The sequence below is a fragment of the Limnothrix sp. FACHB-1083 genome, assembly GCF_014696485.1.
In the GTDB taxonomy this organism is placed as follows: domain Bacteria; phylum Cyanobacteriota; class Cyanobacteriia; order CACIAM-69d; family CACIAM-69d; genus CACIAM-69d.
The window spans coordinates 39,281-60,362 of record NZ_JACJQD010000008.1 but is presented as its reverse complement, the minus strand read 5'-3'; the positions used below and the strand labels follow the sequence as shown (position 1 = coordinate 60,362).

Sequence of the window (21,082 nt, the reverse complement as noted above, 5' to 3'; positions counted from 1 at the left end):
CCCCGCCAGCTCTACTCAAATCCGAGAGCGATCGCTCAGAATTGAAAAGCGCGCGGGCTGGCTTTCCCAAGGAGCCATTTCCGAAGGGGCCAGCTCTCGCCGCTTCAGCCCATCCACCGCCGATCGGACTCCCGCCGCGACTGCCCGATCGAATCGTGGGTGGATCAACCGGGGTGTGTCCCCAAGGATGAGGAATTGTGGTTTCTTTTCTGATCGTGGCCGTCGTCATTGCCGTCGGCCTGATTCTGCTAACCTATTTGCCGTTTGGCGTGGAAGTCGATAGCCCTTGGAAGGCCTTGATCGCCGGTATTGTTTTGGGCGTTTTACAGGGGTTGGCGCGGGCCGTTCCCGGCTGGCTCACCTTCTTGCCCAAATTGCTCACGCTGGGCTTGTTTTCTTTAATCGTTAGCACCTTGCTGTTTGGTTTAGCTGCTTGGTTGGTGGAAGGTTTCCGCCTCAAAAATGGCATTTGGAGTGCCTTGCTGGGGGCAGTTTTTATTAGCATTTTCCAATCGTTGGTGCTGGGAGTTCTGGGAAATTTTCTGCCCGTTCTCAACCAATAAGATAGCTAAAGCGATCGGTCAATGGCAGCAATTTCTCAAGTACTAAACTTCTGATTCTTTTGCTGCAAAGCCATGGAGGACAAGGGGCTTAAGCCCCTTGTCTGTACTGGTTTTCTGCCGTTAATTTTTCGTTTCAATCCTGATCGGAGCTGGGATATCGATTGGGCAAGTCATCGCTAGCCAACACCCAAGTATTACGACCAAGGGACTTGGCTTGGTAAAGGGCCCGATCGGCCGCTTGCACCAAATCTTGGCAGGGGCGATCGAGCTGAGGCACTTGGCTGGCAATTCCCAAACTCACAGTTACATGATGGGTAATTCCTTGGTGCTCTGAATGGAAAATTTGCAGATTCAAAACAGTTTTGCGAATCAATTCTGCAATTTGGGTTGCACCACCAGAATCGGTGTGGGGCAACACCACCACAAATTCCTCACCGCCATACCGAGCCACCAAGTCTGTGTTGCGCTGAAGTAATCCATCAATCGATCGCGCAATGCTAATTAGACACTGATCACCGGCTGGGTGTCCATGCAAATCGTTATATTTTTTGAAGAAATCCACATCAAATAAAATTAGTGAGAGCGGTTCTTGAATTCGCTGACACCGCTGCCATTCTTGTTGCAAAACCACATCAAAACAGCGGCGGTTGGCAATTTGCGTGAGTCCATCGCGGTTACTCAAATCATTGAGCTTAATGTTAATTTCTTCCAAAAAATGATTAGCCTGTTGGAGTTGCTCCGCTTGCGATCGAAACTGTTCCAATAGTTCAGAATGTTGAATGGCGATCGCCAACTGATCCGCCACCTGTTGCAACAATTCGGCTTCATCTCCTTGCCAAGAGCGGGCACTAGCACAGGCCTGCACAATCAAAAGTCCCCAAACATGCGATTCACCATGGGGCAAAGTGCCCACAATGGCAGCCATCACTTGAGATTGTGCTCCCGTGGCTTCCATCAACCGTGCCAAGTGTATTTGAGGGCGATCGATCGGAACTTCTTGAATAATTTGTGTCCGAGGCGCAGATTCTGCCCTAGACCGTGACCAGAGGGTGTTGGTTTTGGGCCACTGTCGATCGCGCATGGGGGGATAGTCTGTTTTCACCACCTCTTGAATAATTGATCCTGAATAATTCCCATGGAAACGCAGAATAAAGGTGCGATCGGCTTGCAGGGTTCGATGCACTTCCGTCACCGCAATATCCAAAATTTCGCTCAGATCAAGACTGCTTTGAATATGTTGGGTAATGGAACGCAAGGTTCGTTCCCGATCGGCCTGTTGGCGAAGGGCGATTTGCGCTCGCTTGAGATGGGTAATATCCCGCGCCACAACTAGCAACGATTCGATTACCGTTGAACTAACCATCACATTCGATGACTGAGATTCCGCTGTCGCAGAATTGCCCAATGGGGCTGTGTTCAGCGCCGAACTGGCCATGAAGTTTTGCAGATGTTCCAAACTCGTCCAACGGGGTGCGGTCATCGATGCGCTGGGGTGCTCTCGATCAAAAATGGGCGTTTGCATCACCTCCGGAACCACCCAAGACTGAAAAATATGGCCACCGTCCGGCAACAGCATTTCATATTCTAAAAAAGCCTTCTGACCGGTTTCCAAAACCGTTGCCATCCCCTCATGCCACATCTGAACTAGGTCTTCTGGAAATCCTAACTCTCTGCTGGTTTTACCAATAAAATCCTGTTCAGCAATTCTGCAAAGTTGCAAAACCGTGCGGTTGACATAGAGAAAGCGCCCTTCCCGATCGCACCGCATAATGCAATCCGGTGAATTTTCTGCCAAATTGCGAAATTCCTGCTCCCGTTGATTGAGGGCCGCCTCTGCAAATTTGCGATCGCTAATATCCTCGATCGTCCCTACCATCCGGACTGGTTCCCCTTGCCCATTCCAAACCGCCTGCCCACGAATTCGCACCCAAATGTAATGACCTTGGGCATGTTGAAATCGTACTTCAATGTCATAGCGTTCATAGCTCTGAAGATGGGCCATTAAAGCTTTTTCCCACCGCTCTTGATCCTCAGGATGGATTTTTTGGGAAAAAGCAGCTTCAGCAAAGAGTTGTGGTGATTGAATTCCTCGTCGCTCTTCGCCCAACAGCTCTAAATAGCGTTCCGATACCAAAATGGAATCATCCAAAATATTCCAATCCCAAACGCCTTCACCAATACTCTGAATGGCGAGATTATATAAATCGTTAATGATTTTTAGATCATCAGCCAAGCGTTTTTGGTTGGTGATGTTGATGTGAAATTTTGTGACGCGCCAACCATTAATTTCAGAATCCCATTGCGATGTGCCGGTTACCATCGCCCAGCGCCATTCTCCACTTCGATGACGAAATCGGTAACTGAACTGAAATGTTTCTTCTGCCAAAATACTTTCGAAATTGGGCAAAACAATCTTTTGAAAATCTTCAGGATGAACAATCGATAACCACAATTGATGATTGGCTAAGAATTCAGAAGGATGATAGCCAAATAAATCTTCACATCCAGCCGAGCAGTAATCATAGCGATGGCTGTCATCGGAAAAAACATAGGCGCTCATAATGGCCGCAGCCGTGTTGCTTAAAACGGCATTGAGTTTAATTTCCGATTCACGCAGTGCTCGTTCTAAATGGACTCGTTCTGTCACATCCCAAAAAATGCCTTGAATGCCAATAATCTGGCCATCGCTATCACGAACAGGAGTCTTCACCACCTGCACAAGACTTAATTCAGAACCCTCTTGAGAGCCGCTCAGTGTTGGATGGGGTTCAATGACATCTAAAATATGACCGGTTTCCAAAACCCAGCGCGTTTCTTGGTTGTAGCGAGCTGCTAAATCATTGGGATAGAGGTCATAAACCGTTTTGCCAAAAATTTCTGAATCTGACAAATTTAGCAAGTTTAAAAATGCCTGATTGGCAAAGGTGCAACGCCCCTGACAGTCTTCACGAAAAAGGGATTGTGGTAATACATTGGCTAAGGATTGATAGTGGGCGTTGCTGCGGCGTAGGGCTTCTTCTGTGGCTTTGCGATCGGTGATGTCAATGTAAGCAATGGCGACACCATAGGGGTCTAATGGAATGGGGGCTGCACTGGTCATAATCCAGCGCAAAGTGCCATCGGGCCGCACAATGCCTTGCTCGATATTTTGAATCGGACAACCTTCACGTAAGGCCCGAATTGAGGGATATTCTTCGGCGGGCATGGGGCTACCGTCCGATCGCAAAATTTCCCACACTGGGGAATCGCAGGTGCGCTGAGTATGTTCTTCTTTGGAAACGCCTAAAATTCGTTTGGATTCTGGATTGGCTTCCAAAATCTGACCGCTGGCGTTAGCGATGGAAACCCCAACGGGCAAAATTTCAAAGAGCGTTCGATATTTTTGCTGACTTTCCTGGAGAGCATGTTCTAGTTGAAAGTGCTCTGTGAAGTCAATAATCATGGCGTAATAACCATGAACGCTTTGATCGATCGCTTGGTCGGGAATCAGGGTAGCTCGAATATAGCGCTGGCCTCCTTGGGCATAGGGAATAACACTTTCATAGGTCACAATTTCCCCTTTTAAGACCCGATCAATATGGGGTTTCACGAATTGATAAGCCTGTTGGCCGATTACCTCAGCGACTCGCTTTCCGCAAATCTCTTGAGGACAGAGACCAAACCAATCCTCATAGCTTTGGTTAACGTAGCGATAATATAAATCTCGATCGCAATAGGCAATACAAACGGGCAGGAGATCCATAATCTGCTGCCACTTCAAGGGATTATTCAAAAATATTGATGGGGATTTTTGGGCCGGGCTGGGCTGACGAGGCTTGGACTCCTCCAGTTTGGCTTGCAGGGCTTTTAGCTGCGCTTGGGCTTCGGCCAAGGCAGTTTGGGATTGTGCAAGCTGTTGTCGTAGATGCTGAACTTCAGGATCAGGCTGGAGGAAGTCAGTCATAGCTAGCGGGGCAGACGTAGAAACAAGTGGTGAATCATGGTTATACCTTGCGATCGGGGCCAATTCTCTGGATTCATCTCCTTATTTATTTTTATGATTGACCGCATTTGACTGTGTTGCTGGGATCATTAACTTGGGCAAGGGTGACCGATCAGTGATGGAAAATCAATCTTGTTATGCACAAATTGCGCTCAAAACCAGTTTTAAAAATAAAGTGCTAGAGATCAGATTTTGAAAATGAAGCCTTAGAGATTAACGCTTGGGAATGAAGCTTTGGGAATTCAGAACTGAGAAGATATCTGAGAAATAACTTGGGGTACTGGCAAAGTGCTAGTGGTCATGGGGGCAAGGAGCTTAAGCCCCTTGTCTTCGTCGATCAATGGGGTAAGCAGAGTATCAATTTTGACTGTTTAAACATTTTCTGCGAGGGCGATCGAGTTTGGGCCGACATCGTTAATCTTTGCGGGGTTGATCACCCTTAAACCGGATGATTAGTAAGTGAGATTGGTCACAGATTTCAAGCAATGCTACGGGTTTTCAAAAACCGGGGGATGGGTCAACAGACCGCTTTCCGAATCGGGCTTTGGGGGGATGAATTGCAAAGAGACAGAACTGTTCTTAATCGCGGTGTGATGGTCAGCGCCACTCAAAACCCGATCGGGTCGCTTGTCCGGTTTTGGGCACGATCGAGCCGTAAGGGCTGTCAGGGTTGTCCTGCCCTTGGGGCGATCCGGCGGTGACCGAGGGCGATCGATTGCCTGCCCCGATTCCCCCATGCACTGTGCTGGTTCCGCCGACTACACTGAGGACAGCCCCACCCAAGCAAGCTATGGGACTGCCATTCTAATTTCGCCCCGTTCATCCCCATGAAACGTTTGCTGCAACCTTTTCAGGCTCGTTTGTCGCGAACGGTGGCCTTGGGGGTGTTGTTTAGTATTGTGACCATTGAGGCGGTGATTCTCATTCCCTCCTATTGGCGAAGGGAACGTGAGCTAATTGACTACATGCAACGGATTTCCACCGCCAAGGTGGTGACCCTGGCACGTTGGTCGCAGGCTGCACCGGAGTTTCAGGATCCCGTGCGGTTGGCCCAGCGGTTGGCCAATCAGACAGATGACCCGATTTCCCTGTGGAAGGGGCTGGCATTCTATGACCAATCGGGGCGTTTGGTGGCCACGGTGGGCGAAAAGCCTGAGTTGACCATCACGGCGGTGGCCGCGGGTCGCCGTGAACAACTGAGCCGCGATCAACAACGGCTCGATTTGGCTTGGCCGCCCGATGCCAGACGCAACTACACCCTGGTGGTTCGCCACGACATGAACCCGGTTTATGCGGAATTGCGGGCTTTTATTTTCCGCATTCTGGGATTGGTGGTGCTGATTTCGGTGTTTGCAACGGGGGTGACGATGGTGGTGTTGTCGCGGGTGGCGATCGTGCCGATTTTGCAAATGCGCGATGACCTGCGGCGAGCGGCGGACTTAATCAGTCGTGAGGATACCTCTGGGGAGATGTTGTATGCCTGCCAGGTCGATCGCCCCGATGAGTTGGGGGAGGTGATTACGGCCTTCCGGCATATGTATAACCGGATTCACCAGGAAATTTTGGAGCGGCGACGGGCAGAGCGGGAATCGGAAAGCCTGCTGCTGAATATTTTGCCCCCCGCGATCGCGGAACGATTGAAACGGGGCGAACACCCGATCGCAGAACGGTTTGAACAGGCAACGGTGCTGTTTGCGGATTTGGTGGATTTCACTGGACTAGCAGCCCACATCACCCCGGGCGAGTTGGTGCAACAGCTCAATCACATTTTTTCCACCTTTGACGCGCTGGCCGATACCTATGGCCTCGAAAAAATCAAGACGATCGGGGATGCCTACATGGTCGTGGGGGGTGTTCCGGATCCGCACCCGGACTGTGTGACGGCGGTGGCGGAAATGGCGCTGGCCATGCAACGGGCGATCGTGGCCTACCAGCCCGCCGCCGACTCCACCCAGCACCCCTTTTCGATCCGGATCGGGATCCATACGGGGCCCGTGGTGGGCGGTGTGATTGGCATCCGCAAGTTTATTTACGACCTGTGGGGCGACACGGTGAACACGGCCAGCCGAATGGAGTCCCATGGAATGCCGGGCCAAATCCAGGTGACCGAAGCGGTTTACCAAACCCTGCGCGATCGCTTCCAATTTGAGCGGCGGGGCGAAATTGCCATCAAGGGCAAGGGCACAATGACCACCTATTGGTTGCTCGATCGACTGGCAACCAACGGCCCCATGAATGGCGCAGCCGCGAACCCGGCGGCCCACCCCCCGATCGCCTCTGGATTGTCGGGAAATCGCCAGCCCTCCTAGGCCTTGGGTGGCGTTACGCCCATCCGAATTTCGGAGCAGAAGGAGGCAAAGGTGGGGCCGCCCGATCGGGTTGTGGTGCTCGATCGAAACCGGAGATTATCGCTAGCAAACCAAATTCGCTCCTCAATCCAGCCACCCTCCACCGGCAGGGTAATCCACAGGGCCCCATCGCTGCCAAAACTGTAGCGACCGGGTTGGGGTTGGCCGTTGCTGCCCGGCGTGGCCAACAGCGGCCCCGCTCCCGACGGATCCGGAGCCAAAGCCAACAGCACCGAGGATCCCAATTCCTTATTCGGAGAAGCCGTGATCGCTTCCCAACGCATTTTCAGCCCCGCCGCGATCGCCTGCGGATCGGCCCCATATTTCTGACAAAGGGCGATCGCCTCCGGTGCGTCGGCCGTTAGGGTCTCCATCCAAAGATCCCCTTTGCCCAAAACGGATTTGCGATCGGTCAAATTGTGGCCCGTCCGTTGGGAAAACCACTTACCCACACATTTTTCTAAAAACTCAGCGATCGTGCTCATGATGAAACAAGGAATTGATGGTTGATTAGGGTTTTGCCGTAAAAAAATACTCAAAAAAGGTCAGGGCTGAAATGGATTTGGCCCTGGGAAGCCGAAAATTTGTTGCGATCGCCTGGCCGGGTCACAGTCTGGATCTGAGCCAGGCCAAGCAACTCAAACTCCCCATGAATCCAGGGTCTGATCGGCCGCAGGATTCGACGGTTGATCGAGCTGATCAAGCTGTTGCAATCCATAGTGTGCCGCTTCGGCCACCTGGGGATGGCTATCTTTAGCAAGATATTTCAGGGCCGATCGGCTCTTCTCACTGGGCAACTTACCCAACGATTCCGCCAAGCGTTGCCGCACCAGCCAATCATCCGACTGCACAAAGGTCAACATCCGCTCAACGGCTTCCACGGCTCCCACCTCGCCCAGCGCCGCGATCGCCGCCTGCTGCACAATCACCTCCGCACTATCCAGCGCATCAATCAGGGTTTTGCGGGCACGTGGATCGCCCAAGTTCCCTAACGAAACGGCCGCACTGAAGCGCACCAACCAATCCGTATCCTCATAGAACAGGCGGATCAGGGGTTCAACGGCGCGGGTGTCGTGCAAATAGCCCAACGCTCCGGCTGCATTGGCGCGGATGCTGTAGTCTTTGTCCGCCAACAGGCCCATCAGCAGGTCAAAACATTCCTCTGTGGGCTTCAGTCCTAGGGCAAAAACGGCCATGGTGCGCACTTGCAAATGGTCGTCGTTGAGAACTTTTTTAATCAGCGGTACGGCATCAACCGGCGACACATCCCGCAGAGCCGTGAGGCCCAGGAGCCGATCGCGCGAATTGGGGCTTTCGAGTTGGTCGGCAATGCGATCAAGATTGGGGTCGGACATGGGGTGAGGCTACCAAAACGGATCGACGAATTGGCCGAGCATTTCACCATCATACCAAGGGCCAACTCTCCCCAGACATGACCGGGGATCACGGGGCCAGCCGCGGCCGCAACCAACCCAAATATTCCTCATCGCGTCGTCGATCGATGGAGTGAGCCGATTGTTGCAGTTCTTGGATCACGAACTGTGGCTCAAAGAGTTGCTGAATTTCGGCAATGCTGGTGCCAAAGGGTGGGCCACCGGGGCGATCGTGGGTGAAAAACACCGCCACCAAGGAGCCTTGATCCTTCAGGAGCGATCGCATGGCCTGCACATAGGCCGGCCGCAGACTGGGATCGATCGCACAAAAGCAGGTGTGCTCAATTACCCAATCAAATTGCCCAGCCCAATTGGCCGCCAAGTTTAAAATATCCGCCTGCACAAATTCCGCCGCCACACCCCGATCGCGGGCAGCCCGGTCAGCTTCGGCAATGGCAGAAGGGGCCAAATCAAACCCCACAACCTGAAAGCCCCGATCGGCCAAAAACACCGCGTCATGGCCCCGGCCGCAGCCCACCACGGCCATGCGTCCTCCCGGTGTCACATCGGGGCGATCGGCCCAGGCCACCAAAACAGGTGATGGCTGTCCCAAGTCCCAACCGGTTTTGCCCGTTTGGTAGGCCGTTTCCCAAAAATCAATCGTTGGTTGTTCCTCGTTCAGAACCATGTTGAGGTGTTTGCCGCTAGTTGATGAATTGGTGAATCAGTTCTTTGACCATTATTCTTTGACCATTATCTAGGTACGGTCTGACGGTGCTTTTTCCTGCCCAAGATTTCCATCTCGCTCCATTTCACACCCCCATTTCACGACCTCTGAATTATGCAATCGATCGCCCTTCCTCAGGATTCGTTCAATCAACAGTGGCTAGCGGCGATCGCCCCGGAAGATTGGGTAAATCCGCAACCGGCGGATTGCTATGACCTAGTGGTGGTGGGCGGCGGGCCGGCGGGTTTGGTGGCGGCGGCCGGCGCGGCGGGCTTGGGCTTGGGGCTAAAAGTGGCCCTCATTGAGCGCCGCTGGTTGGGTGGGGACTGCTTGAATGTGGGCTGTGTTCCTTCCAAGAGCTTGATTGCGGCGGCCAAAGCGGCTCGATCGCCCGTGGAACCGGAAACCTTTGCGGCGGCCATGGCCCAACTGCGGGCCGTGCGATCGCGCTTGGCGGTGCATGACTCAGCCCAGCGGTTTCAGGGGCTGGGGGTTGATGTGTTTTTGGGCGAAGGGCGCTTTCAAGATCCTCGGGCGATCTCGGTGGGTTCCCAAACGCTGCGGTTCACAAAAGCCGTGATTGCCACCGGAACCCGCCCACATGTGCCGCCAATTCCGGGCTTGGCCGCAGCCGGCTTTGTCACCAACGAGACTCTTTTTAACTGGGTGCAGCGGCCCGATCGCCTGGCCATTTTGGGTGGCGGCCCGATCGGCTGCGAACTGGCCCAGGCCTTTGCCCGACTGGGAACCCACGTGACCCTCATTCAACGGCGATCGCGCCTGTTGCCGCGCGAAAGTGCTGCCGCCGCTGCCATTGTGCAACGGGCCTTGGAGCGGGAGGGAATCACGGTGTTGACAGGGCAAACGGTGACCCAAGTGGATCGATCGCCCTTGGGTTGTGAAATTCAGATGGCCCAACATCCTGCGATTGCTGTGGATGAAATTCTGGTGGCCGCTGGTCGATCGCCCAATGTTGAAACCCTGAACCTGGAAGCGGCCCAAGTGGCCCTTGGCCCCCAAGGAATCGCCGTCAATGATTTTCTGCAAACCAGCAATCCTCGCATCTTTGCGGCGGGCGACGTGTGCCAGGGCGATCGATTCACCCATGCGGCCGATGCGGCGGCCCGTCTTGTTTTGCAAAATGCGCTATTCACGCCCTTTGGCCTGGGCAAGGGCCGCTGGAGCAAGGTCACCATGCCCCGGGTCACCTACACCGATCCGGAAGTGGCCAGCGTGGGCTGGATTGATCCCGGAGAGGGAATTAGCCCAATTGTCCCGGGGCCGGCCCCTCGGTTGATTGAAGTACCCTTAAGCCAAGTCGATCGGGCCCAGACCGATCGGGTTGCCGAAGGGTGCTTGCAAGTGTGGCTAGCCCCCGATCGAGACCAAATTTTGGGGGCCACGCTCATTGCTCCCCACGCGGGCGAAACCATTGGCGAAATTACCTTGGCCATGGCCGCCGGTTGGGGGCTGGGCCGGCTCGCCAAAGTGGTGCATCCCTACCCCACCCAGGCTGAATGCATCAAAAAAGCGGCGGATGCCTATCGCAAAACCCAACTGTCCGATCGCACCCGCCAGTTACTGGGCTGGTTGCATCGTTGGAGCTAGGCCGCCTCTCGATCGCAGACGGCGGGCCCCAAGCAAGCCGCCTGGTTTGGTTGGCTTAGCCACCTGTCCACCCCAGACACCGCTTCTGACCCTTCCCTCTTCTTCCCTCTCCACTGAACGACTGCTATGAAACGACGGGATTTGCTGTATGGCCTAGGCGCTGCCGGTAGCGCGATCGTCCTCAACAATTGCACCTTCGCGCCCAGCACGCCCCAGCGCAGCCGCCGAGCTGCGTTGTTCAAGGTGGCGATGCTGTTGCCTCGGGGCGCAGACAGTGACGATTGGTGCCGAGAAGGGATGACCGGCCTCGGGCGCATTGAGCGGGAATTAAACGCAGCAATTGCCTACACCGATGAAATCAATAAGGGGTTGCCTGCCAGCTTGCCGCAAGCGCTCGATCGCTACGCCAAAGAAGGTTTCGGCTTCATCATTGGCCACAGCGGAACCTTCCGCGACGATATGGTCAAGGCGGCGGTGCGCTACCCCCGTACCCGTTTTGCCATAGTGGCTAGCGACAGTGGCAACAACCGGAATTTCGGAGCCTTGGGCTATCGCAATGCTGAATTGGGCTATCTATTGGGGGCAACCTTGGCCTTGCAGCCCAAATTGCAACATATTGGCCTCGTCACCAGCCTGCCCACCCCGCCCATTAAGCAATTCAACTTAGCCTTTCAAAATGCCCTGCGCCGCTTTGCCCCCGATCGCAAGCTTTCGATCGAATGGGTGGGGAGTTTTGATGATGAACCCAAGGCGATCGCCCTCACCCAAAAGCTGATCGGCGCGGGAATTGATGGGCTGGCCATGAATTGTTGGACGAATAATCCTGCCATTGTTAACGTAGCGGTCGATCGCCAATTGCCCATGGTGGTGTTGGGCCCCGATTCTCGCAAATTGGCCCCCAACTTAATTTTGGCCAGTGGCCTCATCCACGTGCCAGAGCTAATTTTGCATGGGGCCAGACTGGCCCAACGGGGACGTTGGGAAGGTCGCCAATACCTCTTTGGGCTATCAGAACGGGTGCTGGAATTTATTCCCACCACTGGTAACCTGAACCCTGAGAGTCAAAAGGAAATTGCGGATCTCCATGACCAAATTCGTAGCGGCCGCTTGGAGGTTTTAGAGGAGCGTTAAGCCATCAGGGTTTTGGGATTGGATCAAGTACTCTCAATCTCTCGTGGCAATTACCAGCGCACTTAAAACAGGTATTGATTTAGGTATTGGCTTTGGTATTGGCCATGATTGAATTTGGGGTTTTGGTTGAATTTAGTTCAGTGGGGATCAATCCGCTCGGAAAATTCCTCCTAGACTGCAAGCTGAATAGCCAGGGAGTTGAGGTATCGCAAGGAACAAGCTGAACAGCAAGAAAATAGATGTACAGCTTGATAGACCGAATCAACCGACCAATGGACGGGTTCATCGATCAACCTATCGATCAACTTATTGATCTCTTGGTTGATCCCTTGATTGAGGTGCAAGCTGATCAGCCAATGGACAAGCTGATGAGTCGGCTGATGAATGGGTGAATTCATCAATTGGGCTATGAGTCAATTGGCCGGTTGATTGATGGGTCGATTAACCGATTAATCCATGTGCCTGCTGATGTACTGGCTGATGTGCTGGCTGATGTATGGTTGGGCTATGGGTTTAACAGCAACAGTTGCTCGCCAAATGATGCCGACGGTTAAGGTGCAGGGGAAAGTGCTGAACAATCGTCAACCCTCTGCTGCCGGCGAGGCGTTATGGATTAGCCACGAATGAGGCTCAAACAACGGTTTCAGCAATTGGTGAACTATCGCCGCTGGTGGCCCATGTCCCTGGCGCTGCAAATCCGTTTGGGGCTGACTTTGATGGTCTCCCTGGGAACGCTGGCCACTGGGGCCCTGTTGGCCTACAACAGCACTCAGGTGCAACTGAAAACGCTGCATCAGTTGCAGGCGGCCCAATCGCGGGCGGTGGCTGAGCGCATTAGCACCTATCTCGAGGATTTCCAGCGCAAATTGGGCTATTTGTCGCGGGTGACGGGGTTGTCGGAGTTGCCCGTGCCGGTGCAGCGATCGCTCTTGGAGGCGTTGATTCGCCACGATTCGGCCTATGAGATGGTGGCGATTTTGGATCGATCGGGACAGCCCGTCACCTTTGTGGCCACAGATCCCCTCTTTCGTCCCCAAAACCAAAACCACACTGTGGCCTTCTCGCGGGCCTACCGCTGGGCCGAAGACTATGTGGGTTGGGTGGAATCAGAGCAACTCCACGATCGGCGGGTGCGCTGGATCATGATGAGCGTGCCCATTCGCGATCGCTCGGAGCAAATTTCGGGGGTACTGCTGGCCCGGGTGAATTTAGATTTCCTGGATTCTGTGCTCAGCGAGGCCTGGAGTGAGGAGGCGGGCTATACCTATTTGCTCGATCGGCGCAATGTGGTGCTAACGGTCAGCGATGCCGACCCCACCACCTTCGCTCCCATTAATTTAGAGCTAGAGGGGCAACACCTAGCGGAACATTTGGATCAGGCGATCGCGGGGGAGGTGACCCAATATCAAGGCTTAAAACAGGCGCAGGTGATTGGAACCGTTGCGCCCATCCCCTCCAGCAACTCCAGCGGCTGGCGAGTGGTGACGGAGTTGCCCTTGGCCGATGCCTATGCGCCGCTGCGTGACCTGATTTTACAGATGACCCTTGGGGCGATCGCGGCGGGAGCGGCGGCCGGCTGGCTCAGTTGGCGCTTGGCCCACCGGGCGATCCATCCCTTGCAATTGCTGACCTATGAGGTGATTAAGCTCGATCGGGCTTCCTTTCTGCAACTCCATCAACACAGCCACATTGACCAGCTCGCGGCCACCCACGATCGCCATGAGCTAGGTATTTTGGCGCGGGCTTTCAAGGACATGGCCCACCGGCTGGGGGAATCTTTTGTGGCCTTGGGCAGGGCCAATGAAGAATTGGAACAGCGAGTTTTGGAACGGACGATCGAACTGCAACGGGCCTTGGATGATCTGCGCCATACCCAATTGCAACTAATCAAAACCGAGAAAATGTCCAGTGTGGGTCAATTGGTGGCCGGATTAGCCCACGAAATTAATAATCCCGTCAGCTTTATTTTTGGCAACCTTGCCCATGCTCGTTCCTATTTTGAAGATATTGTTGAACTACATCAAATTTGCATTCAAGAATTGGGCTATCAGCCCGATGAACCCATGGAACAGGCTCTGGCCAAGTTGCCGGAGCGAGTACGCGAGAAATGGGAAGAAATTGAATATGATTTTATTCTCCAAGACTATCCAAAATTGCTGCAATCCATGGAATATGGAGCAGTTCGCATTCGGGATCTGATTCGCAACTTGCGAGAATTTGCGCGCCTGGATGAGGCAGAAGTCAAAATTGTTGACCTCAATGCCAGTCTTGAAAGTACCCTGACAATCTTGCAAAATCGACTGGGGCCCATGCCAACTCGCTCTTGCATTACCTTGCATCGATCGCTGGGAGAATTGCCCACCGTCACTTGCTATGCGGGCCAGCTCAACCAGGTGTTTTTGCAAATTTTGAGCAATGCGATCGACGCAATGGATTTGTTGCCCAATGATGAACAGCCGCAATTGTGGATCACGACCGGTTGCCTCGATGAAGCGATTGTGATTTCGATTCGAGACAATGGCCCCGGTTTGGATGAATCCGCCGCCAACAAAATTTTTGATCCCTTTTTCACCACCAAGCCCGTGGGTCAAGGCACAGGATTGGGCCTATCGATTAGCTACCAAATTGTTGTGGAAACCCATGGCGGTTCCTTGGAAGCCAAGAACCATCACCAAGGGGGGGCGGAATTTACCATTACGTTACCGCTCGATCGGCTGACACAGTTGGCACGCCGCACCGTTCCCCATGATGCGGATGCTGATCATGATCTGGCCATTGATCCCAGGGAAGGAATTGCCCAAGCTTCTGCGAATCGGGTCAATAGCAATACAATCACCACCAGTCCGGCGGCGACGGTGGGCATTCCGCTAATTTAGCGCCAATGTTTGCCAGTCCCTCCAGTTAACTGCCCAAAGGTTGGTAGTGTCGTAATTCACGAATGATGAGCCTATGAAAGTCTTGCGACGTAAGCGATCGGTTACCGAAAAACGAAATGGGGGCAATTTCCCAAGTCAGAATGGGTTAGTCAACCGTTTAAGCACCCCTTAAATACCCCAAATTTGCAAAGACACGGAGCGCGATCGGGGGCCATCTAACTCAAACAGCAGCACCGATTGCCATTGCCCCAAACCCAGTGCCCCGTTCACTAGAGGAATCACCTGCGAGTTACTCAGGGCGATCGCCATCAGATGGGAATGGGCATTGATCGGCTCATCTTCCGGCACATCTCGCAAATGCAGATCGTTGTGGCGATAGGAACCCATGGGTGGAGCCAAAGTTTTTAGCCAAACTTTTAGATCCTGCAACAAGCGCACTTCATATTCATTCACCGCCAAGGCCGTGGTGGTGTGCAAAGAAGAGACCAAAATTTGACCGTTTCGAGCACCGGTTTGCTGACAAAATTCAGTAACTTTTTCGCGAATTTCGGGGGTTAAATCATAGATTTCAATCCCTGAATCGGTGTTTCGTTTCAGGGTGTGGTGAACGATTTGCATGGAGCTAAGGGAACGATGGGCAGAGAATGAAAAAACAAATCATCAGGGGCAAATAGGATCGAGCAGGATCAAATAGGGCTGAAGTGATTTGAATTGGCTTGATTTGAATTAATTTGGATTGCTAACTGGGCGGTAGTTCCAGGGGCAAATTACCCAACGCGCCCTTCCGAAAGTCTTGCAATAGGGTACGGGCGGCCCGTTCCCGATCGCCCTGATAACGAAATTCCGCCAACGCGGGCACATAGTCCTCGCCGTTCAGGAGTCCCGGAGCCAAGCCATAGCGTTTTTCCAGCGCCCGATCGCCCGTCGATCGGGCTGTTGCCGTTGGAGGTGCTGTGGAGGTTTCTGTTAGGGATTCTGGCAAAGTTTCTAGTGAAGTTTCTGGCGAAGTTTTTGGCGAAGTTTCTGGTGAAGTTTCTGGCGAAATATCCACCGAAGTTTCGAGCGTCGGTTGCGGATCCAAATTCAACCCACAAAGCAAATCCACCAAAGCCGCCGCCACCTTTTGGTTGTCGTAGGCCGCTTGGCCAATGTCGTCACAAATGGCTAACTTCACGGCCGCCGACTGATCCACCAAATTGGCGGGCAAAATGCCCGGCGCATCCAGTAATTCCAATTCTGAAGAAATTCGCACCCACCGCAATTGGCGTGTTACCCCCGGTTTGGCCGCACTTTCGACCACGCGCCGCTTCACCAACCGATTAATCAGCGCCGACTTGCCCACATTCGGAAACCCAATCACCGCAGCCCGCACCGGCCGCGGCCGCATTCCCCGTTGCAGCCGCCGCTCATTCACCCAAGCCGCCACATCCTGGGCCGCATGGGCGATCGACTTGACCCCCTGACCCTGGCGCGCATCGGTGAAATAGGGTATTTCCCCTTGCGATCGCATCCACTGTTCCCAATTTTGGCGAACGGGCCCCGGGATGGAGTCCACCCGATTCAGCACCAACACGCGGCCGGTTTTGGTGCCGGGGCGCTCCAGCCAACTTTGCAACTTTGGGTGATGGGTGGCCAGGGGAATCCGCGCATCCCGCACCTCAAAAACCACATCCACCAATTTGAGTTGCTCCAAAAGGGCTTTTTCGGCTTTGGCAATGTGACCGGGATACCACTGAATGGTTGGGGTAATCATGGGCGGGCAAGGGTGGAGAAGAACTGGAAACGGGCTACTCGTTCATGTCTTTGTAAGTGGCAACGGCGGAAGGCGAAATGCGATTGAGATATCGGAAAATCCAATACTTAATCACGGCATCCAAAATCACCGGAAAGGTCGCAATAAACAAAAACATGAAGTCTTTATTTTCCGGTAGCCCCAGGTGTCGAGAAATGCCGCTGACCACCACTTCCCAGCCGTGGGCCGAGTGATATCCCACAAAGATATCGGTTGAAAGAATGATCACGAAGGCCTTAGCGCTGTCGCTCAGACCATACATAATCTCATCAATGAAGGACTTGAGGACGGCAATTTCTTCGCGACTATAGGCAATGACTAGCCCAAACCCGGCCAGGGACAGGAAATCGGAAAAGACATTTTTGAGGGCATCGGCGCTGCGAACCCAGGATTCATTGGCAATTTCTTCAGCTTTTTCTTGAACTTTTTCCTCAATTTCTTCGGGGGTGAGTTTGGGCGTTTTGCCCAAGAGGGACTGGAAGTGCAGGAAGTTTTCATAGCGCTCTAGCTCAACCAGGGCTTCTTCTTGCATGTCCATGTTGAGGAAGACGTTGTTGATGCTGGGGTGATAGACCCGATCGACGATCGGCCCCACCAGGAAGTTTTTGGACATCTGCTGCACCAACAGGGGCACCAAAATCAGCAGCAAGATGAATTTGAGCGAAACGATCGTCCGAACTTTGGAGGTGCGATAGTTTTGCAGCACTTCTTCTTCGGAACGATCGTCCAGGTCGCGCCGCACGCGATCGAAGGTGGTGAGGAGCGATCGGGGAATGAGGCCGGTGCTGCCGGTGGCGGAGGGTTTGCGCATTCCGCCGGAGATGTTGCGCGTGGCCACGTTCAGGGCCCCGGTTCGCCAACTGGAGGGCCGCTTGGGGCGAATTTTGGCGGCGTTGGCGGCGGCCTGCCACGATCGGGACTGGTCTAGGGCGGCGGTGGTGGTGGTGGTGGTGACGGGCGGCGATTCCTCCGGGGTGGCGGGCAGGTTGTCGCTGTTGAGTTCCAGCCGATCGACCGATCGACCGTGGACATAGCGATCCAAGGTATTGTCAATTAGCTCCAGTTTTTTGAGCACGATGAAGGAGCGATCGCCCGGCTCCGAAAATCGTCGGCCGCTTGCGTCGGTGCTGGTGGCGATCGGGGCGTTGGGATTGCTCAGGCCCGCTTCGGTTTTGCGGCCGGGAATCCCGATCATTTTGGTGCCAAAATCCAAAAAAGCATTGCTGCTGTTGAATTCCCACAACCGCACATCGATCATTTTCAGTTGTTTTTGCAGCTCGGTGCGAAAGTAATCGCAGGTGCTGTCACCGTAGCGGGTGCTGTCGAGGTCGATTGGATTGCCCTCGAAGTAACGATCTTCCAGGGCCCGAATGGCGAGGGCCGCTTCATAGGCCTGGTTGAGCGCCCGTTCTGGGGTGGACTCATACCAACTCCCCGCATTCGCCCAGAGCGATCGCAAACCCGGAAGCCACCGATTCTTCATATTGTTCAAAGGCGGTTGAAATGCTGTGGCCAGCGATCGGGCTGACAGGTTGACATCTTTCCCTGAGGAAAATTCAGGGAATTCCGAGCCGTTATTTAACCCCACAACCGCAGTTGCCCAACGAGACCCAAAGGGCAACCCTGGGGCGGGACTTGAGGCTTGGGTATTGGGGTGATCGTTTGGAATCACTGGGCGATCGGTATCATAGCAAAACCATCATTTTTCCGTGCTTGTGGCTAACCATTTCCCGGCCTCCGCCACGTTTGCGCCCGATCGCCCGGCTGCGATCGCCCGATCAATTTGGATCACAGGCGGGGCCCTCAGCGGCAAAACCCAAACCCTGGTGGATTGGTTCCAGGGATTGCGGGATCAGTTGCCCCCGGGGAGCCGGGTGTTGGCCCTGGCGGCCAGCAGCGAAACCCGTTGGGCCCTGATGGAGCGATTGGCGGCGGTGGGTTGGCCAGCCATCGACTGCACCACTCCCCTGGGCTTTTTTGAGCAAGAGGTGATGCTGTTCTATCCGTTGCTGGCGGAGCGGGCGGGGTTTGTGCCGCAATTTCCACTGCTGTTGCGCCCGGAAAATGAACAGGAACTGGCGGGGCAGTTGTGGGGCCAGGCGCTGGATGAAAACCCCGATTCACCGATCGCCCAGCCATTGCGAGAGCGGGCTGTGCGGCGGCTGTTGGATCTGTTGCAGTTAGCAGCCAACAGCGGCACGGATTTGGCGGAAATTCCCGATCGCCTGGTACAAGGTCTGGGGCCAGCGGCGGCGGTGGAACTGCCGGGAAATTGGGTCGATCAGGCGGGCGCTCTGATTGTGGAGTGGCGAGACTGGTGCTTGCGGCGCGGTCTGCTCACCTACGGGCTGGTGAGTTGGCTCTATGGCCACTTTTTGCTGTCGGATCCGCGCTATCTCGATCGACTGCAACGACGCTATCAAGTGGTTTTGGCCGATGACACCGATGATTTTCCGGCCCTGGCAGGGCGGCTGCTGACCCTGTTGCAAAAAGGCGGGGCCTGGGCCGGCTACACCCACAATCGGGATGGGGCCAGCCGCTTGGGGTTGGGTGCGGATCCCGCGGCCTTGCAGCCCTTAGCCGATCGCTGCACCGATCATTTGGATTTGGGACGCGCGAATCACGATTTGGTGCAACGGGTGGCTCCGTTACTAACCACGGTGGCGCGGGAACCCTTTGCGATCGCCCCCTGGGCCGAGGCCTGGCCCCCCACGGTGCAAGTGCTGACCACCATTGCTCGGGCCCAACTGCTGCGGGAAACGGCCGAAACCATTGTGCAAGCCGTCCAAACGGAAGCCCTCCAACCCCAGGACATTGCGGTGATTAGTCCCGGTTTGGACTCGATCGCGGGCTACACCCTGGCCTCCATCCTGCGCGATCGGGGGTTACCCGTAACCCTGTTGGGCAACCAGCGCCCTTTGATTAGTTCGCCCACGGTGCGATCGCTCCTGACCCTGTGGACGTTGGTTTATTCAGGTTTGGGCGACTGGCTAAATCGGGAAGATGTGGCGGAAATGTTGGTGGGGCTGAGTACGGAACCGGATCCTTGGTTGGCTACCCCGGAACCGGCGGCCACCGGGGCCGGGTCGATCGGGACAGAAGCGGAGTTAGATTTGGCGCTGCCGGACTTGGCGGAAACCAGCCCCACGGGCCTGCGCCGGGCGATCGATCCCGTGCGTGCTGGCCTGATTGCCGATCACTGCTTCCGTCCCGATCGACAGCGGCCGGAACTGTTGCCCGTGGAAGTCTTTGCCCGTTGGGATCGGTTGGGCTACCGAGCCACCATGGCCTATCAAAAGCTGCGATCGTGGATTAGCGAGCAACAGCAACAACTCCGCCAGCACCTGGTTCGCAGCCCCCTGATTGTGCTCGATCGCGCCGTTCAGCAGTTTTTGTGGCATGGGGGACGCTTAGATCCCGCCGAATTGGCCGCCCTGCGCGAACTCCTAGAGGCCGCCCATCGCTATTGGGACATCAGCCACCGCATTGATCCCCAAGCACCGGAAACGGAAACCATCCACAAATTCATTGCTCTGTTACGACGCGGCACGATCGCCGCCAACCCCTTCCCCAGTCAAGTGCTGAACCCGGCCCCCAGCGGCATCACCCTCGCCAATATTTTCCAGTACCGCACCGCTCGCCTTTCCCACCGCTGGCACTTTTGGCTAGATGCCTCCTCGCCCCTTTGGCCCCGGGGGGGCGCAGCGGTGTTGTTCGGCTCACCCCTGTTTCTGCAAGATTGGAACGGTCGCCGCCGCACCCCAGACGACGAGGAACAAGCAGACCTCGATCGGTTCGATCGGGTGGTGCATGACCTGTTGGGGCGTTGCCGCGATCGGCTTTATCTGTGCCACAGCGATCTATCGGTCACCGGCCAAGACCAGTTGGGGCCCATGCGCCCGGTGATCGATGCCAGCGAGCTTGGAGTTGGCAATTAGGAAATCGGGGCTTTCCCGTTCGTCTGCAACCCGGATTCCACCGTGGCGAGATCGTAGGGGGCAAGACGACAGGCCCTAAGCCCAAGCCAGGTAAGGCAAACGGCCAGCAGTGGCCTGCACGGCCTCTCCTTGACTGACCAATTGACCGCAGCTATCCCACATGCCGCTGAGGAAGGCCTGGCGCGGCCCTTCCTTCATGGTGACAGTGATGGTTAAGTCCCCGATCGCAGCGGTCAGATTCACCAAATCCAAGGACACCGAGGCGCTGGGGTTGGCTTCAATGGCCCCTTGCAACGCCAACACATCCTCATGGCTAGCCGTGACGCAGGGAATCCCGATCGCCACGCAATTGCTAAAGAAGATTTCCGCAAAACTTTCGCCCACAATCGCCCCAATGCCCCAACGGGCGATCGCCTGGGGCGCATGTTCACGGCTGGAACCACAACCAAAGTTACGATTCACCACCAACAGCTTGGCCCCTTGGTATTGAGCCTGATCGAAAGGATGTTCGCCGTTCAGTTGGGTGCGATCGTCCGCAAAGGCATGTTCACCCAACCCATCAAAGGTGACACAGCGCAGAAAGCGAGCCGGGATGATGCGATCGGTGTCAATGTCATCACCGCGTAACGGCAAACCAGTACCCGAAACCCGTTGAACTTGACTGTTGATTTCGCTCATAGGACTGCTAAAAGGCTGCTGATGATCATGAAACAGAGTGGAATTATCCTACCGCAATCGGAAATA

Annotated in this window: 16 protein-coding genes; 6 read left to right on the top strand and 10 right to left on the bottom strand. The window is 54.8% G+C overall.

All coding sequences use genetic code 11. The features are described 5' to 3' along the window. Positions 1–15: 15 nt before the first annotated feature. Positions 16–168, bottom strand: coding sequence for a hypothetical protein (locus H6F46_RS11605; protein ID WP_190354987.1), 153 nt, complete (start codon positions 166–168; stop codon positions 16–18). 29 nt (positions 169–197) lie between these two features. Between H6F46_RS11605 and H6F46_RS11600 the strand changes: the two genes are divergently transcribed. Further along, positions 198–563 carry a phage holin family protein gene (locus H6F46_RS11600; protein WP_190354988.1) on the top strand — a complete coding sequence of 122 codons (366 nt, stop codon included), beginning with the start codon at positions 198–200 and terminating at the stop codon, positions 561–563. 133 nt (positions 564–696) lie between these two features. Here H6F46_RS11600 and H6F46_RS11595 read toward each other — a convergent pair whose 3' ends face one another. Then, positions 697–4,506 (bottom strand): PAS domain S-box protein, encoded by a 3,810-nt coding sequence (locus H6F46_RS11595; protein ID WP_190354989.1) that lies wholly within the window; start codon positions 4,504–4,506, stop codon positions 697–699. Between the two features lie 636 nt (positions 4,507–5,142). After that, on the bottom strand, positions 5,143–5,286 hold the full coding sequence (locus tag H6F46_RS11590; RefSeq protein WP_190354990.1) for a hypothetical protein: 144 nt from the start codon (positions 5,284–5,286) through the stop codon (positions 5,143–5,145). Positions 5,287–5,372: 86 nt separating this feature from the next. Here H6F46_RS11590 and H6F46_RS11585 point away from each other — a divergent pair, with 86 nt between their 5' ends. Further along, positions 5,373–6,854, top strand: coding sequence for an adenylate/guanylate cyclase domain-containing protein (locus tag H6F46_RS11585; RefSeq protein ID WP_099533263.1), 1,482 nt, complete (start codon positions 5,373–5,375; stop codon positions 6,852–6,854). Here H6F46_RS11585 and H6F46_RS11580 read toward each other — a convergent pair. The 3 genes from H6F46_RS11580 to H6F46_RS11570 all read right to left on the bottom strand — a co-directional run bounded on the left by H6F46_RS11580 (position 6,851) and on the right by H6F46_RS11570 (position 8,954). Next, positions 6,851–7,378 carry a phycobiliprotein lyase gene (locus H6F46_RS11580; RefSeq protein WP_099533262.1) on the bottom strand — a complete coding sequence of 176 codons (528 nt, stop codon included), beginning with the start codon at positions 7,376–7,378 and terminating at the stop codon, positions 6,851–6,853. The genes H6F46_RS11585 and H6F46_RS11580 overlap by 4 nt on opposite strands. Positions 7,379–7,531: 153 nt before the next feature. Further along, the gene (locus tag H6F46_RS11575) at positions 7,532–8,248 is read right to left on the bottom strand and encodes a HEAT repeat domain-containing protein (protein ID WP_190354991.1); all 717 of its coding nucleotides are present in this window, start codon (positions 8,246–8,248) and stop codon (positions 7,532–7,534) included. Between the two features lie 88 nt (positions 8,249–8,336). Next, positions 8,337–8,954, bottom strand: a complete 618-nt coding sequence (locus H6F46_RS11570) for a methyltransferase domain-containing protein (RefSeq protein WP_190354992.1) — start codon at positions 8,952–8,954, stop codon at positions 8,337–8,339. Positions 8,955–9,107: 153 nt separating this feature from the next. Here H6F46_RS11570 and H6F46_RS11565 point away from each other — a divergent pair, with 153 nt between their 5' ends. From H6F46_RS11565 to H6F46_RS11555, 3 genes are all read left to right on the top strand, one after another. Next, positions 9,108–10,601: an FAD-containing oxidoreductase gene (locus H6F46_RS11565; RefSeq protein WP_190354993.1), complete on the top strand. Its 1,494-nt coding sequence runs from the start codon at positions 9,108–9,110 to the stop codon at positions 10,599–10,601. Positions 10,602–10,727: 126 nt separating this feature from the next. Then, on the top strand, positions 10,728–11,732 hold the full coding sequence (locus tag H6F46_RS11560) for a BMP family ABC transporter substrate-binding protein (protein WP_190354994.1): 1,005 nt from the start codon (positions 10,728–10,730) through the stop codon (positions 11,730–11,732). Positions 11,733–12,355: 623 nt separating this feature from the next. Continuing rightward, a complete protein-coding gene (locus H6F46_RS11555; protein ID WP_190354996.1) occupies positions 12,356–14,608 on the top strand; it encodes an ATP-binding protein in 2,253 nt (750 codons plus the stop codon). Positions 14,609–14,776: 168 nt separating this feature from the next. On the opposite strand, the gene H6F46_RS11550 is transcribed toward H6F46_RS11555, so the two are convergent. The 3 genes from H6F46_RS11550 to H6F46_RS11540 all read right to left on the bottom strand — a co-directional run bounded on the left by H6F46_RS11550 (position 14,777) and on the right by H6F46_RS11540 (position 17,883). After that, the gene (locus tag H6F46_RS11550) at positions 14,777–15,226 is read right to left on the bottom strand and encodes a secondary thiamine-phosphate synthase enzyme YjbQ (RefSeq protein WP_190354997.1); all 450 of its coding nucleotides are present in this window, start codon (positions 15,224–15,226) and stop codon (positions 14,777–14,779) included. Positions 15,227–15,347: 121 nt separating this feature from the next. After that, positions 15,348–16,361: a ribosome biogenesis GTPase YlqF gene (gene ylqF, locus H6F46_RS11545; protein WP_199291527.1), complete on the bottom strand. Its 1,014-nt coding sequence runs from the start codon at positions 16,359–16,361 to the stop codon at positions 15,348–15,350. A 34-nt stretch (positions 16,362–16,395) separates the two neighbouring features. Next, on the bottom strand, positions 16,396–17,883 hold the full coding sequence (locus tag H6F46_RS11540) for a proton extrusion protein PcxA (protein WP_190354998.1): 1,488 nt from the start codon (positions 17,881–17,883) through the stop codon (positions 16,396–16,398). Positions 17,884–18,115: 232 nt separating this feature from the next. On the opposite strand from H6F46_RS11540, the gene H6F46_RS11535 reads away from it, so the two are divergent. Then, the gene (locus tag H6F46_RS11535) at positions 18,116–20,338 is read left to right on the top strand and encodes a recombinase family protein (protein ID WP_199291526.1); all 2,223 of its coding nucleotides are present in this window, start codon (positions 18,116–18,118) and stop codon (positions 20,336–20,338) included. Between the two features lie 75 nt (positions 20,339–20,413). On the opposite strand, the gene leuD is transcribed toward H6F46_RS11535, so the two are convergent. Then, positions 20,414–21,007, bottom strand: coding sequence for a 3-isopropylmalate dehydratase small subunit (gene leuD, locus H6F46_RS11530; RefSeq protein ID WP_099533286.1), 594 nt, complete (start codon positions 21,005–21,007; stop codon positions 20,414–20,416). Between the last annotated feature and the right edge of the window lie 75 nt (positions 21,008–21,082).

What these genes read in the sequence shown, in the direction of transcription:
- ylqF (WP_199291527.1), bottom strand. Translation starts at nt 16,361, where the DNA reads ATGATTACCCCAACCATTCAGTGGTATCCCGGTCACATTGCCAAAGCC.
- H6F46_RS11585 (WP_099533263.1), top strand. Translation starts at nt 5,373, where the DNA reads ATGAAACGTTTGCTGCAACCTTTTCAGGCTCGTTTGTCGCGAACGGTG.
- H6F46_RS11550 (WP_190354997.1), bottom strand. Translation starts at nt 15,226, where the DNA reads ATGCAAATCGTTCACCACACCCTGAAACGAAACACCGATTCAGGGATT.
- H6F46_RS11555 (WP_190354996.1), top strand. Translation starts at nt 12,356, where the DNA reads ATGAGGCTCAAACAACGGTTTCAGCAATTGGTGAACTATCGCCGCTGG.
- H6F46_RS11595 (WP_190354989.1), bottom strand. Translation starts at nt 4,506, where the DNA reads ATGACTGACTTCCTCCAGCCTGATCCTGAAGTTCAGCATCTACGACAA.
- H6F46_RS11560 (WP_190354994.1), top strand. Translation starts at nt 10,728, where the DNA reads ATGAAACGACGGGATTTGCTGTATGGCCTAGGCGCTGCCGGTAGCGCG.
- H6F46_RS11575 (WP_190354991.1), bottom strand. Translation starts at nt 8,248, where the DNA reads ATGTCCGACCCCAATCTTGATCGCATTGCCGACCAACTCGAAAGCCCC.
- H6F46_RS11580 (WP_099533262.1), bottom strand. Translation starts at nt 7,378, where the DNA reads ATGAGCACGATCGCTGAGTTTTTAGAAAAATGTGTGGGTAAGTGGTTT.
- H6F46_RS11565 (WP_190354993.1), top strand. Translation starts at nt 9,108, where the DNA reads ATGCAATCGATCGCCCTTCCTCAGGATTCGTTCAATCAACAGTGGCTA.
- H6F46_RS11570 (WP_190354992.1), bottom strand. Translation starts at nt 8,954, where the DNA reads ATGGTTCTGAACGAGGAACAACCAACGATTGATTTTTGGGAAACGGCC.
- H6F46_RS11540 (WP_190354998.1), bottom strand. Translation starts at nt 17,883, where the DNA reads ATGAAGAATCGGTGGCTTCCGGGTTTGCGATCGCTCTGGGCGAATGCG.